This is a genomic window from Paraburkholderia sp. RL18-085-BIA-A, assembly GCF_046027075.1.
Classification (GTDB): Bacteria; Pseudomonadota; Gammaproteobacteria; order Burkholderiales; family Burkholderiaceae; genus Paraburkholderia.
This window is the reverse complement of the sequence record NZ_JARESU010000092.1, coordinates 17,474-32,639: the sequence shown is the minus strand read 5'-3', so window position 1 is coordinate 32,639 and position 15,166 is coordinate 17,474. Positions and strand designations below refer to the sequence as shown.

Annotated in this window: 9 protein-coding genes and 3 pseudogenes; 7 read left to right on the top strand and 5 right to left on the bottom strand. The window is 60.2% G+C overall.

Annotation, left to right across the window (positions count from 1 at the left end; translation table 11 throughout):
* The first annotated feature begins 210 nt into the window (after positions 1 to 210).
* Positions 211 to 1,287, top strand: coding sequence for a GlxA family transcriptional regulator (locus P0D89_RS37200; protein WP_408367225.1), 1,077 nt, complete (start codon positions 211 to 213; stop codon positions 1,285 to 1,287).
* Positions 1,288 to 1,326: 39 nt separating this feature from the next.
* Here the strand turns inward: P0D89_RS37200 and P0D89_RS37195 are convergent.
* A pseudogene (locus P0D89_RS37195) lies at positions 1,327 to 1,474 on the bottom strand (IS5/IS1182 family transposase); the annotation flags it as partial.
* Between the two features lie 172 nt (positions 1,475 to 1,646).
* On the opposite strand from P0D89_RS37195, the gene P0D89_RS37190 reads away from it, so the two are divergent.
* Positions 1,647 to 2,630, top strand: a complete 984-nt coding sequence (locus P0D89_RS37190) for a sensor histidine kinase (RefSeq protein ID WP_408367227.1) — start codon at positions 1,647 to 1,649, stop codon at positions 2,628 to 2,630.
* A 490-nt stretch (positions 2,631 to 3,120) separates the two neighbouring features.
* Here P0D89_RS37190 and P0D89_RS37185 read toward each other — a convergent pair.
* Together P0D89_RS37185 and hutH are read right to left on the bottom strand one after the other, a co-directional pair.
* Positions 3,121 to 3,938 (bottom strand): annotated as a pseudogene (locus tag P0D89_RS37185) (transporter substrate-binding domain-containing protein).
* A gap of 161 nt (positions 3,939 to 4,099) precedes the next feature.
* Positions 4,100 to 5,644 (bottom strand): histidine ammonia-lyase, encoded by a 1,545-nt coding sequence (gene hutH, locus P0D89_RS37180; protein ID WP_408367229.1) that lies wholly within the window; start codon positions 5,642 to 5,644, stop codon positions 4,100 to 4,102.
* 155 nt (positions 5,645 to 5,799) lie between these two features.
* Between hutH and P0D89_RS37175 the strand changes: the two genes are divergently transcribed.
* Entirely contained in the window at positions 5,800 to 6,702 is a 903-nt protein-coding gene (locus tag P0D89_RS37175) for a LysR family transcriptional regulator ArgP (protein WP_408367231.1), read from the top strand.
* 134 nt (positions 6,703 to 6,836) lie between these two features.
* Here P0D89_RS37175 and P0D89_RS37170 read toward each other — a convergent pair.
* Positions 6,837 to 7,469 (bottom strand): annotated as a pseudogene (locus tag P0D89_RS37170) (LysE family translocator).
* Positions 7,470 to 7,874: 405 nt separating this feature from the next.
* Here P0D89_RS37170 and P0D89_RS37165 point away from each other — a divergent pair.
* Together P0D89_RS37165 and P0D89_RS37160 are read left to right on the top strand one after the other, a co-directional pair.
* Positions 7,875 to 9,002, top strand: coding sequence for a pyridoxal-phosphate-dependent aminotransferase family protein (locus P0D89_RS37165; protein ID WP_408378015.1), 1,128 nt, complete (start codon positions 7,875 to 7,877; stop codon positions 9,000 to 9,002).
* Positions 9,003 to 9,147: 145 nt separating this feature from the next.
* The gene (locus P0D89_RS37160) at positions 9,148 to 9,306 is read left to right on the top strand and encodes a hypothetical protein (RefSeq protein ID WP_408367235.1); all 159 of its coding nucleotides are present in this window, start codon (positions 9,148 to 9,150) and stop codon (positions 9,304 to 9,306) included.
* Positions 9,307 to 9,609: 303 nt separating this feature from the next.
* Here the strand turns inward: P0D89_RS37160 and P0D89_RS37155 are convergent, their stop codons facing one another.
* Positions 9,610 to 10,383, bottom strand: a complete 774-nt coding sequence (locus tag P0D89_RS37155) for a TetR/AcrR family transcriptional regulator (RefSeq protein WP_408367237.1) — start codon at positions 10,381 to 10,383, stop codon at positions 9,610 to 9,612.
* Positions 10,384 to 10,930: 547 nt separating this feature from the next.
* Between P0D89_RS37155 and P0D89_RS37150 the strand changes: the two genes are divergently transcribed.
* Both P0D89_RS37150 and P0D89_RS37145 read left to right on the top strand, forming a co-directional pair.
* Positions 10,931 to 11,995: an efflux RND transporter periplasmic adaptor subunit gene (locus P0D89_RS37150; protein ID WP_408367239.1), complete on the top strand. Its 1,065-nt coding sequence runs from the start codon at positions 10,931 to 10,933 to the stop codon at positions 11,993 to 11,995.
* Positions 11,992 to 15,165, top strand: a complete 3,174-nt coding sequence (locus P0D89_RS37145) for an efflux RND transporter permease subunit (protein WP_408367241.1) — start codon at positions 11,992 to 11,994, stop codon at positions 15,163 to 15,165. Before P0D89_RS37150 ends, P0D89_RS37145 begins: the two co-directional genes overlap by 4 nt.
* The last annotated feature ends 1 nt before the right edge of the window (position 15,166 follow it).

The window sequence follows — 15,166 nt, the reverse complement described above, 5'->3', positions numbered from 1 at the left end:
CTCGAATGACGCAATCCCGCGCCGGGATCAACTTTCATCAACCAGCCTCGACGATTTCCGGGGCAGTCCGGCTTAGACCACCATTCCGGTCGCCGACCTGATGCCGCGTTTGCGAAGTTTCCCGTTGGCCAAGGTTAGTGGCATTCCCGAAAACTGACATCAAATTCGGAGTCCTTTAAACATGGCTTCTTACACCGATCTCGTTCGCCAATGAAAACCGTCGCCTTAGTCGCCTTTTCGGGTGTCCAATCGCGGGACGTTTCCGGGCCGCTCGATGTCTTCGCGGAAGCCAACCGCTGCTTATTGGCGGACTCGCACTATCGAGTGGAAGTCGTGGGTCTGGAGCATGGTCTGCTTCGATGTTCAAACGGAATGACCATCTCCGCCGACAGGCATTTCAGTAACACGCACGATGCATACGACCTGTTGCTTGTGGCCGGCGGCCCCGGACTGGTTCGCCGGGAGTTCACCGACGAGACCTATGCCTGGCTTAAACGCGCAAGTCGGCAGGCGCGATGCTTCGGCTCGATCTGCAGTGGCGCCTTCATTCTGGCACGCGCCGGCCTGCTGGATCAACGAATGGTCACCACTCACTGGAGCTATGCAGACGAGCTCGCAGCGTTGTGCCCGACCGCCCGTGTCGAAGTTGACCGGTCTTTTGTTGAGGACGGCAACCTCTATACGTCGGCCGGGGTAACGGCGGCAGTCGATCTCTCCCTTTACCTGCTGAAACTGGACAAAGGCAGCGAAGTCTCGTTGAAAGTTGCCGAGCGACTCGTCGTATTCATGCAACGCGCGGGTGGGAAATCCGAGTCGAGTCCCCATTTCACGCCACATGTGGAAGGCAGCACGCGGGTTGCACAAGTCCAGCAATACGTCCTGTCGAATCTGACCGGTGACCTGTCGGTCAAAGTTCTCGCACGCGTAGCGAACATGAGCATTCGTACATTCGCCCGCACGTTTGTACGGGACGCGAAAATTTCGCCTGCCGAATATGTCGTGAGGGCCCGCGTGGACGCAGCGCGCGTAATGCTGCAGGGTACCGCAATTCCGGTGAAAACCATCGCTTACGAGTGTGGCTTTGGGAATGCCGATCGCATGCGCTGCGTCTTCCAAAGATGCCTGGGCGTCTCGCCTAAGCAGTATCGCCTTCACTATCAAAGCGAAACGTGCCTTGATCGAAAGCTGTATGCAGTTGATGGTCACGTTCGGGTGTCTGATCGACAGAATAGCGGATCACCGCAAATACCTTCCACCTTGGAGTATCAATCAATGGATTCTGGCTAACAGACCGTTTCAAAAAGACTGCTCCGTACGTAGCCTCGAATCGGCGTAAATGACTCTGGGCTTCTGGAGCGGTCCGCCACACAACGCGAATGGGCGCAATCGCATCGGCGAGTGGCAGCAATTGAGTGACGTCATTGCGGTTCGCGCCGGGCGGGATTGCACTGATGGACACGCCATTGACATCGACGATGCTTCGCTGTCGTGTCGCTTTTGCATAACGCCTTCTTCGACATGTTCACTACATCGATTCGTAGAGGTGTGTCATCCATATTGGGCGAACAGTCGGGTCCCGCAGGTTTCGATAGATTCAAAGCGTTCGAAAGCCACTTTCCAGCCACCTTGTATAGAGGAATACTGATATGCAGTCCGACGACCGCAATACTCCGCCCGCTAGCGAGCTCGACGACGATACGTTCGAATTCGCGAACGCGGTATTCGATCTCGCGCGCGCAGAGGACGGCAGCCGCGCTTCGGTACTGACCGGCGTGGCGAAGTTCGAAGCGGGGGAGAGCCAAGGTGTCGGTTTCGCGCTCGATTTGACCGGGCGCAAGCGGGCGGCAGCCGAAGCGCGCGAGAGCGAGCGGCGCTACCGCGAAGTGCAGATGGAGCTCGCGCACTCGAACCGGGCTGCGACGATGGGGCAGCTCACAGCCTCGATTGCCCATGAGGTTCAGCAGCCGATCACCGCGGTAGCAACCTATGCTTCGGCGGCCTTACGCTGGCTGGAAGTTAAGCCGGCGAACCTTAACGAGGTCAGGCAAGCGCTCGATGGCATCGTTTATGAGGCGACGCGCGCTGGCGGCATCGTTAGCGGGATTCTCGGTCTGGTCAGGAAAGCGCCTCCACGTAAGGACAGGGTGGACATCAACGAGGCGGTCCGCGAGGTGCTCGAACTGACGCGGGGCGAAGCGGCGAAGAACAACGTCTCTGTGCTGACAGTATTCGGGGATGGGTTGCCACTCGTCCTGGGAGATCGCGTGCAGTTGCAACAGGTGATGCTCAACCTGATCATCAATGCCGTCGAAGCAACGGGCGCAACGAGCACGGGTCCCCGCGAGCTGCTGATCAGTACGGCTGCGGATTCGTCGAATGGCCTGTATGTAGCCGTGCGGGATTCGGGCCCCGGACTACCTCCGACGGCGATCAGGCGCGTCTTCGATCCGTTCTACACTACGAAGGAGAATGGCTTGGGCATGGGCCTGTCGATCTGCCGGTCAATCGTCGAGACGCACGGGGGACGACTGTGGGCAAGCGCAAACGCGCCGCGCGGCGCGGTCTTTCAATTCGTTCTTCCGCGCGGGGAAATTGAACATGTCCCCGGCGATCTTCTCGACAGCCGGTAGATAACCACTGGTGCCAGAGGAAGTGCCGGTTGAACTTCCAGACCGATAGCGGATGTGTGAACGACGGGAACGTCCATTTCCGGACGCACCGACTTCGGCCAGGAGATTACCGACTGGCTCGAAGACCATTCAATTCGCAATCCTGGACGCCGCTTCATCGGCGACTGCGGTCATCCGCAATCTGTCGTGTTGCGCGCTCAGCGAAGAACCGCCTTCGACCAAGGCCCGGGACCGGGAGTCGATCCGGTCCCGGCACTCGACCAGGCGCCATCTGATCGGCAAGCTTCAGAGCGCATCGATCATTCATTCCTTCGAGTCGCTCGCCGGGCGATTGTTTAGCGGCCTTTCCATCGAAGGATTCGTTGCTCGACCCACTTGAGTCCCTCTGGCCTCACTTCGGGAGGGTTTTGGCAAACTCGCCGCTCGCCACCAGCGAGCCGAGAAACAGCGAAGGTGTAACCGCAGCGTCAAAAGGTGACGAAGCAATACTTTAGGGCGCTACGTCGACTCTAAACCACTTCTCGGAAAGGCTCTTGATCGTACCGTCCGCAAGCGCGGCGGCAATGCCGGCGTCGAATTTTTCCTTGAGGTCAGAATCGGCCGTGCGGAAGCCAAGCGCTTCGCCGGGCCCCCAGATCGATCCACCAATCTTCGGAGCGGTAAATCCAAGCGACTTGTTGTCCACCTTGGCGAGTGCTGAAACAAAGTACGTGGCATCATCGAACGCGACGTCGATCCGACCGGCGACCAGATCGAGGTCATGTTCAGGTGCGGTCTTGTACGCGCGGATGGTCGCGATGTCCTTGAAGTTATCGTACACAAACCCGGTATAAATAGTCCCGGACTGGATTCCGATCGTTTTACCTTTCAGATATTTTCGCAACTCGTCAATGGTCTGCTTGTCAGTCTTACCGTCGCCGGTGAGTTCACGAGGGCGCCTTGACCAACCGGCTTGGGCAAGATTTTTGAGTCAACGGACACGAATGCTGCTGGCGTTGACGCATAGGGTCGCGAGAACGCAATAACCTTCTGTCGCTCCGGCGTAATTGACAGTGCGTCCATCAACACGTCGAATTTGCCGGCACGCAGACCCGGTATCAGGCCGTCGAAATCCTGCGTGACGAATTTGCACTCGATCTTGATGCGCGCGCAAATGTTCCGTATCAGCTGTGGTTCGAATCCATCGAGTTGACCATCGGAACGGGTCAGGTTCCATGGCTCATACGAACCCTCAGTGGCAATCGTTACGCTCTTCCAGTCCTTCGCTTCGACCGTTGTACAGAAAAGAGCTGAGACGGCGATGAGCATACATGTGGACAGCAGGCTGAACGCTTTGCAGGTGTGTTTCATAACCAAACTCCGGTTGAGTGTTGCACGTCGCGGAAAAGCAGCGCCTCGCAGTGACCTTTTCCGTAACGTAAGAGAGATGCGGCTATCTGGCAGGTCGTCGGCGGCCGGCACACGGACTATTAGAGGGCAATGCCTGCCGCTTCAGATGCAATGGCCAGGATCTCTCCGCTGGTCACCTTCCGGTTGATGAACTCGATGTCTGACTGGAAGAAACGATCCTCTGCAAGGAATCGGACTTCAGAGCGAATCAACTGGTGAACCGCTCGCGTCGAAAGAGAGGATCTTTCTACGCCATGAAAATCGATGGCCTGCAATGCAGCCATCAGTTCGATAGCGATTACATAACTTAGTTTGTTGGAGATCCGGTAGGCCTTAACTGCGGCGCCATATGCAAAGCTGACCGGATCTTCCTGATTTGCACACGTCGAAACGGAGTCAACGCTTGCTGGATGGGACAAGATCTTCATTTCGCCCAGCAGGCCGGCTGCCGTGTATTGCGCGATCATGAAGCCGCTATTCAAGCCCGGATTGTCGACGAGGAATGCGGGGAGCTCGCTGAAGTGCGCGTTCATCATCCGGTCGCACCTTCGCTCAGAAATCTTCGCGAGATTGGTCATCGCGATGCAGAGTGTGTCGCATGCGATGCCAACATACGTTCCATCGAAGTTGGCGCCGGAGATTGCAATGCCATCTTCTTCCAATGGATACACAACCGGGTTGTCGCCGCACGATGCAAGTTCGTTCAGAATGCTTGCCCGCGCGTCAGAGATTGTCTTCTTGCCTGCTCCGTGAACCTGAGGAATCGCGCGCAGACTGTAAGTGTCCTGGAGTCGGTAATCGATATTGGTCTTCGCGATTACACTGCTTTCCAGGAGCGCGCTGATCACGCGCGCTGTTTGCGCCTGCTCCGGATGGGCCTTGACCGCGTGATATCGCGCATCGAATGCTCGAACGGTTCCCCGTAGGGCTTCCAGGGACATCGAGGCAGTCACGTCTGCAACCCTCGATGCCTCCGTGGCGTTGAAAAGAGACAACGTCGCGATGCCGGTAACAGACGTTGTTCCATTGATGAGAGCCAGGCCCTCCTTACATTCCAGCTCCAGTGGCTTGAGGCCGCGGCTTTCAAGCGCTTCCGCTCCGCTTACCAGTTTGTCGTCGACGTACGCTTTCCCTTCGCCGATCAGCACCAATGCAAGGTGAGCCTCAGGAGCCAGATATCCGACAGAACCTTCTCCGGGCGCGTACGGGACGACGCCATTGTTCAACAGCGCCGCGATCTGCTCGAGAAGTTCAAGTCTGACGCCGGAAAACCCTTTGCCGAGGCTGTTCAGAATGGCCAACTGGATGGCACGGACCAACTCAGGCTCAAGCGGGGTACCCACCGAAACGGCGTGCGAACGGACGATATTTCTCTGCAACGTTCGCGCTTCGGCTGGCGAAACCAGTCGCGTGACGTTGTCACCGAAACCTGTTGTTACACCGTATACGCGTCTGTCCTCGTTGAGAAATCTCTCAACCCGGGAGCGCGATTCGCGTACGCGTTTCCTGTAGGTGTCGGACAATACTACGATTGCGTCGTAACGGGCGACGGCAACAAATTCGGCGACCGAAAGGTTTCGCTCGCCGAGAACTACCTCGCGAATTAGCTTCGGATGAATGTGCATGACATGGCTCATGGTGGGTCAACGGTCCAAACGGAATTGCGATGAAGGTGAGCGGTGTCGGCCGCGTCAACTCACCGTCGAAAGTGCCATTGAAGTTTGAGCGCGCAGGTAGAATAAATAAAATGAAACTATCGAATCGTCCATAAAAGAAATTTATGCTCGACTATGCACTGCTGGAGGCCTTGCGGACCGTCATCCGATGCGGTTCGTTCGACCGCGCTGCGAAGGAGTTGAACCTGACGCAGCCGGCAATCTCCCATCGCATCAAGCTGCTTGAAGAACGGATTGGAACCGTTCTGGTGCAGCGCGGGCAGCCGTGCATTCCAACCTTGGCTGGGGCTGCTTTATGCGGCCATGCTGAACGCGTTCAGTGGCTGGAAGCGGAGTTGCGACAACAGTTGCCGATCATTGCAGGTGTCGTTGCAGCGACTCGGCCAGTTCTGCGTATTGCCGTAAATGAAGACAGTCTCGCCACGTGGTTCGTCGACGTGATCGGTTCATTTTGCAAGGAGCGGGGAGCGCTGCTCGACCTTGTCGTCGAAGACCAGGATCACACGGTTGAGACGCTGCGAAGCGGAGGTGTGCAAGGGGCAATTACCACGATGGCCGAGCCGGTGCAGGGATGCCGGTCGGTCGAGCTTGGGCGCATGCTATACATTGCGGCCTGCTCGCCGGATTTCTTTGATACTTACTTCCGGGGGGGCGCGAACCGGGATTCGCTAGGAGACGCGCCCTGTCTCTCGTACTACAGGAATGACGCGCTTCAGTATCGATTTCTGAAACGTGTCACGGACGTCGAACTCAGGCCGCCCATGCATTGGATACCTAATGTGGCGGGCTATCTACGAATGTGCGAAGCCGGTCTGGGATGGGGCATGTTTCCCCTGCCGATGGTCGACGAATGCATAAAGACGGGGAGGCTGATCGAAGTGATGCCGGGCGAACGCCTCGATTCGGTTCTCTACTGGCAAAGCTGGCGACTGTCAGTGCCGCTGCTCGACGATCTGCTCGCGGAAATCAAATTAAAGACTCGTGCACATCTCGTTACGGCCGATTGACTGAAGTCCGCTCATGGCCTTCGGCCAGTGCGTTGCGAGCCGCGCTCGATTCCCGCGGGTTCGGTGCAGCTGCACAAATTCATCCGTGTCGCGCTTACCTGGAGCCTGCGGCGTGCGGCCCGCGCGCAAACGCGCTACCGGCGCGCTTCCATCGCCATCCGAACGGCCAAGCCCGTCAATACCGTTCCCATCATCCAGCGCTGGATCGCCAACCATCTGGGCCGGCGCGTGAGAAACCCTGCGATCGAACCGGCAGTCATCGCGACTAACGCATTCACGCTGATACTCAAAGCAATCTGCACAAAGCCGAGTGCGAGGGACTGGCCCAGCACGTCACCGTGCCGCGGATCGATGAATTGCGGCAGCAGCGAAAGATAAAGCACCGCGATTTTCGGATTCAACAGATTCGTCACGAAGCCCATCATGAACGACTTGCGCGGGCCGTCGGCCGGCAGGTCGCGTACCAGGAACGGCGAACGTCCACCCGGCTTCACCGCTTGCCACGCAAGCCAAAGCAGATAAAGCGCGCCGCCGAAGCGCAATGCGTCGTACGCAAACGGCACTGCGAGCAGCAGTGCGGTGATGCCAAGTGCCGCACACAACATATAGACGACGAAGCCGAGCACAACGCCGCCTAGCGAGATCAGCCCCGCGGCGCGGCCCTGGCAGATCGAACGTTAGACCAGGTAGATCATGTTCGGGCCCGGCGGAAGCGCCATGCCCAGTGCGACGAGGCCGAAGGCCAGAAGAGAAGTGTGTTCAGGCATTGCATGTCTCCATGACAAGATCGTGGTAATGCTCAAGCGCGCGGCGGTTCGCGGTTCCGGCCGACGGGAAGCGACGTCGAAGCGCGGTTCGCGTTCTCTGATGGTGGCCCATCGCGAAGCGCCAGTTGCGCGAACCCGTTGATTATTCAGCGACAACGGCTGTTGTGCCTGGCCGCGCCACCCAAAAGAAAGATGGGAGTTACATTTTGAAACCATGCTCCGGCTACGGTTCGCAATCGTGCCGATTGTTGCCAACAGAGCATTCCAAACCAGCATAACTCGACGGCGTGGTCCACGCCGAAACTTGCCGGATGAGTAACGGGGCGTTTCAGCCGACGCCGGTGCAGGTGGCTTTCGTTAGAATCTGTTTTCGATTCTTCTATTCGTCTATTACCGGAGGCGAACGTGCCAGGGTTACTCCCCGATGTCGACCGCGAGGGACTCCTCGAATATTCAGTCGTTTACACCGACCGATCCATCAACCATATGTCGCAGCTTTTTCAGGGAGTCGTACGGGATATTTCCGGCGCTCTGAAAAAAGTCTACAACGCGCAGTCGGCCGTTGTCGTCCCGGGCAGCGGGACTTTCGGCATGGAAGCCGTCGCCCGGCAATTCGCGACAGGCAGGAAGTGTCTGGTGATTCGCAATGGCTGGTTCAGTTTCCGCTGGTCGCAGATTTTCGACATGGGCGGCATTCCGTCTGAATCGATGGTGTTGAAGGCGCGTCCGGTCGAACAAGGAAGGCAGGCCGCATATGCACCGCCGCCGATTGAAGAAGTGGTCGCGGCGATCAGGGAAAACAAGCCCGATCTGGTCTTTGCGCCACATGTCGAAACCGCGTCTGGGATGATGCTGCCTGATGCCTATTTACTCGCGGTGTCGGACGCTGTTCATGCGGTCGGCGGAATGTTTGTGCTGGATTGCATCGCCTCCGGTACGATCTGGATGGACATGCAGGCCAGTGGCATCGACGTCCTGATCAGCGCACCGCAAAAGGGATGGAGCGCATCACCCTGCTGCGCACTGGTCATGCTCAGCCCGCTCGCCCGCGAAAGAATCGACGCAACAACCAGCACCAGTTTCGCTTGCGATCTTCGCAAGTGGCTTCAGGTTATGGAAGCCTACGAGAACGGTGGGTTCGCGTATCACGCCACGATGCCCACGGATAGTCTCGCGACGCTGCGCGACGTCATGAAGGAAACCGAGGCATATGGCTTCGATAAAGTGAGAGCGGAGCAGGTTGAACTCGGCACGCGCGTTCGCTCACTCCTGGGTGCCAGGGGTTTCAAAAGCGTGGCGGCCGAAGGTTTTCAGGCTCCGGGCGTCGTGGTCAGCTATACCGAAGATGACGGCATACGATCCGGCAAGAAATTTGCTGATGCCGGCTTGCAGATCGCACCCGGCGTTCCCCTTCAATGCGACGAGCCAGAAGACTTCAAGACCTTCCGCGTCGGATTATTTGGACTGGACAAACTGCATGACGTCGAAGGGGCGGTCGCCAGGCTTGCCAAGGCGTTGGACAGTATTCTTTAGAGCGCTTTTCCGGAGGATGTGCGCAGTGGCTCGCCGTCCTCGCAACCCCATCGGCAGGAGCACTCCGGAACCTGCCGGAATAGCTATGCGCACGCATCGGCCTTAGGTGACATTCGCGCATCGGCGTTTGTAAGGCAGTTACAGGTTGAATCCGCCGTTGCTTTCCCGGCATTCGCACCTGGAGTTCGGCCAGCTCTTCGGATTCTTTGGCGTGCTACTCGCGCTGCCGGCCAGCGCGATCCTGGCGACGGGTCTGCGCGAACAGCGTCACCGTTATCTCGCGAGTGCGCGTTACGGAAGCTGACTGATGTTTGCAGCGACACAGGATCCGGCCCAACGCCGGGAAGACCAGCGCTAAGAGAACACATAAACAAAGCCGTATTCGAGCGCATGCAATTCTCGAACACGCGGGCCGCTGAGTCACGACTCAGTGACCCAGATGGGCGGGTACTCCGTGTGCCTGGCGCGATGTTTCAACGCTCTCGATCGTATACCAGCAGCCTTCACACTCGTTCGTTGTCCGCGCCGTTTTTCCGATCACAGCTGCCGCGTTTCTGGTCTCGCCGCCCCGCAAGCCATCGCGCGAACCTGGAAATTGTCCACCCGATCAGCGGACACGCGGTTTCGCTCGACAGCCCTTGGTTTCCTGCTTACCTATGGGCAACGGCAGCTGCGCAATTCGCTCCGCCTCCGCGCGCTTGAGTCCCAGTGCCTGCAGCACGACCGCCGCAGCGCGCTCCGCGAAGTCTTGTTCCCCGAGTCCAGATGCCTTCTGCCGCTGGACCGCCGGTGCGGCGGATGCCGAAAAGTGCAACTCAGCGGCGATTGCCGCGAAGGTGATGCCCGTAACGGAAATGAGACACAGGAAGTGGTCCGGGACGACAAAGCGTTTCGCGGAAATGCCACTTTGACTATCGCGCAGCAGTCGCTGACCGAGACCCCAGTTCAGCGCATGCACCGAAAAACCCTCGCGTATCAGGATCTGTGCCCAGACCGGCTCGCGGCGGGCGCGCAACAGCGTATGGCGCACACAGACAGCGACCACTTCGGCCGGGTCGGACAATCCGCTGGCCAGGCGGTCAAGCGTACCAGCGAACTCCTCAAACACCCACTCGACGAGTGCGGCGAAGATCCCTTCCTTCGACTCGAAGTGGTTGTAGAAGGAGCCGAAACCGACGTCGGCGGCCTCGGTAATGTCGTTAATCGCCACTGAACCCATCCCTTTTTCAGCCATCAGCCTGAACGCGGCTTCGAGCAGGCGGGTACGCGTTTCTCGCTTGCGGCGGGCGCCGCGCGGCTGGCGCCCTTCGGGCGCCCGGGCAGGAGCTGGCAGCTTTTGCGTGCGCTGCCGGGTTGCACGGGAGTTCGGGGTATCAGGCATCGCGGCTCCAGATTTCTGTATCGTCATATCTTAGATTTGTACGTCATAGTTGACAATATAATCAGTTATGGGTATAATGTCACTGTCGCGGGGATCAGCGACCGCATAGACAGACGAATTGAGTAGCGATGGTGCCCGCAACCGGGCGTTGCAGCGCTGAAGATGAGTCGTCCACTGCCGTCCAGATCCACCGGCGCCGGGCTGGGGCGAGGATCTGTTTTACGCTCGTTCTTGATCCGTTTCGTGGGAGTGTGCCGCGTGCGATGACGAAGTATGAAGAGTTGCAAGTGGTTTGTATCAGACGCAGCGAGTAGGAATACTAAGTTAAAGGCGCGCCGAATCGAGCGCTAGCGCGCGTGGCAACGCATGCCGCCAGACACACCGTGTCTTCCGATGCCTCGCCCATTTTCATTGCTGGACCATCACCTGCCTAGTGAACATCGTGTACCTTTCCGGTCTTAACGCGCAGACGCTTGCGCGCCCCTTCCTGTCGTCTGTCGCCCGGCCATCCCTCCGAGGACGTCTTCTGATTGCGGCTTGCGGCGCAATGCTGCTAGCGGCCTGCCACCAGCGCGAAACCGTCGCTCCCGAGCCTAGGCCCATCGTCGCAGTCACGGTTCATCCCGACGGGCGCACGGCGAGCGCCTCGTTGCCGGCTCAGATACAGGCGCGGTATTCGACGCCTCTTTCTTTCAGGGTTGGTGGCAAGGTCACCGAACGGCGGGTGCGCATCGGCGATACCGTCAGGGCGGGACAGACCGTTGCGCTGCTTGACCCTACCGATCTGCGCAATAACCTGGTCAACGCGCGAGCGCAGCTCGACGCCGCCGAACATCGTCTCCTGTACGCCAAACAGCAGCTCGATCGCGACCGCGCCCAGGCGCAGGCAAACCTGATCGCAACGGCGCAGATGGAGCAGACCCAGGACGCCTACGCTTCCGCCCTCGCGCAGCGCGATTCGGCGCTCGCCCAAATGGCGCTCGCCACGGATCACCTGCGCTACGCCACGCTCACGGCAGACCACGACGGAGTCATCACGTCGGAGGACGCCGACACCGGCCAGAACGTTCAGGCAGATCAAGCCGTGTATCACCTCGACTGGACGGGAGACGTGGATGTTGTCTGCGACGCGCCCGAGCGGACGCTTGGCGCATTGACCGTCGGCAGCAAGGCACGCGTGAGCCTGTCTGCGCTGCCCGGTAAGACCTTCGAGGCGCGCGTGCGCGAGGTGTCGCCCGCCGCCGACCCGCAAAGCCGCACGTGGCGCGTGAAGCTCACGCTGGCCGCGCCGAGCCCCGAAGTTCGCCTCGGCATGACGGCCAATGTCACATTCGATGCCGCGGGCGACGCGCCAACGGCGCGTCCGTTCGCGCTGCCTGTCACGGCGCTCTTTCACAAGGGCGAGGACCCCGCTGTGTGGGTGGTGCGCGCGGGCAGCGACACCCTTGAGCTGCGCCCTGTCAGCATCGCGCGCTACGACGAGCGCACGGTCTCCGTCACCGGCGGACTGCGCGACGGCGACCGCGTCGTGATGCAGGGCGTTCACGCAGTAAGCGCAGACCAGCACGTGCAGGTGGTGGCCCCGTTGCATCCCGAGGATTTTTCGTCATGAACGCTCGCGACCGTGAAACCGCGCTCGACAGCGCGCCCGTCACCCCGTCCGACGCCGAGGCACATGGCGACGGCGGCTTCAATCTCTCCGCGTGGGCGTTGCGCCATCAGCAGCTCGTGATCTTTCTGATCGGGCTTGCAACCCTGTTCGGCGTGATCGGCTATACGCAGCTTGCCCAGTCGGAAGACCCGCCGTTCACGTTCCGGACCATGGTGGTCAAAACTTACTGGCCGGGCGCGACCGCCCGCGAGGTGCAGGAACAGATCACGGACCGGATCGGCCGTCAGTTGCAGGCGGCGCCGTACGTCGACAACATCAAGAGCTACTCGCGGCCCGGCGAGTCGATGATCTTCTTCGCCATGAAGGACTCGGCCCCGGTCAAGGAGGTCCCCGAGACCTGGTACCAGGTACGCAAGAAAGTGGGCGACATTGCCGCGACGCTGCCCAAGGGGACGGTTGGACCGTTTTTCAACGACGAGTTCGGTGATGTCTACACGAACATCTATGCGCTCGAAGGCGACGGCTTTACGCCGGCGCAACTGCACGACTACGCGGACCAGTTGCGCACGGTCCTGCTGCGCGTGCCCGGCGTCGCCAAGGTCGACTACCTGGGCGACCCGGACCAGCACATCTTCGTCGAGATTTCGAATGCGGAGCTGACGCGGCTCTCTATCACACCACAGCAGCTCGCCCAGGCCATCGACGCACAAAATACCGTTGCGCCCGTCGGCACCATAACGACGGCGGACGATCGGGTGTTCGTGCGACCGAGCGGCGCGTTCAAGGACGTGCAGGCGTTGGCCGACACGCTCATCACCGTGAACAGACGCACGTTCCAGCTCGGTGACATCGCGAAGATCACGCGCGGCTACGACGATCCGCCCGTCACCCAGATGCGCGTCGGGGGGCAGGCGGTGCTGGGCATCGGCGTGACGATGCAAAAAGGCGGCGACGTGATCAACCTCGGCAAGGCGCTCGACGCGAAAGCCGCCGAACTGCAGGCGGCCCTGCCGGCGGGCCTCAAGCTGGCTCCCGTTTCGAGCATGCCTCACGCCGTCAAGCATTCGGTGGACGAGTTCGTCAGATCGGTCGGCGAAGCGGTAGCGATCGTACTGGTCGTGAGCCTCGTTTCGCTCGGCCTGCGCACCGGCATGGTCGTCGTGATCTCGATTCCGATCGTGCTCGCCGTGACGGCGCTGTGCATGCATGTGTTCAATATCGGGCTGGACCAGGTCTCCCTTGGCACGCTCGTGCTCGCGCTGGGGCTGCTCGTCGACGACGCGATCATCGCCGTCGAAACGATGGCCGTGAAGCTCGAGCAGGGGTGGAGTCGCATGCGCGCGGCGGCCTTTGCCTACTCGAGCACGGCATTCCCGATGCTGACCGGCACGCTCGTGACGGTATCGGGCTTCCTGCCGATCGCACTCGCGAAATCGAGCACGGGCGAATACACGCGCTCGATCTTCGAAGTGTCGGCCATTGCGCTGATCGTATCGTGGTTCGCGGCCGTCGTGCTGGTCCCGTTGCTAGGCTTCCACATGCTGCCCGAGCGCAAGAGCCACGAGAGGGGCGGGCACCATCACGAGCACGATGTTTACAACACCGGCTTCTACCGGCGCCTTGCGGATTGGGTCACGTGGTGTATCGAACGTCGCTGGGCCGTGCTTGGTGTCACCGCTGTGGTCTTCGCCATCGCGATGGTTGCTTTCACGCGCGTGCCGCAGCAGTTCTTCCCCAACTCTGAACGGCCAGAGCTGCTCGTGGACCTGCGGCTGCCGGAAGGCGCTTCGTTCGAGGCGACCCTGCGTGAAGCGAAGCGCCTGGAAAAGGCGCTCGACGGCCAGCCCGGGATCGAGCACTTCGTGGACTTTGTGGGCACCGGCGCACCGCGCTTTTACCTGCCGCTCGACCAGCAGCTTCAGCAGCCAAACTTCGCGCAGTTCGTGATCACGGCCAAAAGCGTCGAAAACCGCGATGAGTTGATGCGCTGGCTCGACGCCAAACTCGGCAGAGAGTTCTCCGGCGTGCGCACGCGTGTGGCGCGGCTCGAGAATGGTCCCCCCGTGGGATTCCCGATCAAGTTCCGGGTGAGCGGCAGCGATATCGCGACCGTGCGCTCGATTGCAGAAAAGGTCGCCGGGAAGGTCCGCGCCGATTCCCGCACGCGCGATGTCCAGTTCGACTGGGACGAGCCGGCGGAACGGTCGATCTCGTTCGAGATCGATCAGAACAGGGCGCGCCAGCTCGGCGTGTCGTCGGAGGACGTATCGAACTTCCTGGCCATGACGCTTTCTGGCTACACGGTCACGCAGTTCCGTGAGCGCGACAAGCTGATCAACGTCGATCTGCGTGCGCCGAAGAGCGAGCGTGTCGATCCTGCCCAGCTCACGAGCCTCGCGATTCCGACGCCGAACGGCCCGGTTCCGCTCGGTTCCCTCGGACAGGTTCGCGACGCGCTCGAGTATGGGGTCATCTGGCAGCGCGACCGGCAGCCGACGATCACCGTCCAGGCCGACATTCGGGGCAACGCGCAGGGCATCGACGTGACCCGCGATATCGAGCACGCGCTCGCTGAGCAGAAAGCCACGCTGCCGGTCGGCTATCGGATCGAGGTCGGCGGCTCGGTCGAAGAAAGCGCGAAAGGCCAGACCTCGATCAACGCCGAGATGCCGCTCATGATCATCGCCGTACTGACGCTGCTCATGATCCAGCTGAAGAGCTTCCTGTGGACGTTTATCGTCGTGCTGACAGCACCGCTCGGGCTGATCGGCGTCGTGGCCGCGCTGCTCCTGTTCGGCAAGCCCTTTGGCTTCGTCGCGTTGCTCGGCGTGATTGCCATGTTCGGCATCATCATGCGCAACTCCGTGATTCTGGTCGACCAGATCGACCAGGACATCGCGGCGGGGCACGGGCGCTTCGAGGCGATCATCGGCGCAACTGTAAGGCGCTTCAGGCCGATCATGCTGACGGCCGCCGCCGCCGTGCTCGCCTTGATTCCGCTCCTGCGCTCAGCGTTCTTCGGGCCCATGGCGACCGCGCTGATGGGTGGTATCACGATCGCCACGGTACTGACCATTTTCTTCCTGCCGGCGCTCTATGCGACGTGCTTCAGGATCCGGCGCGATGAGCGCGAGATGCAACCGGTTGTCGTCGAGCATACGGAGATCTGAC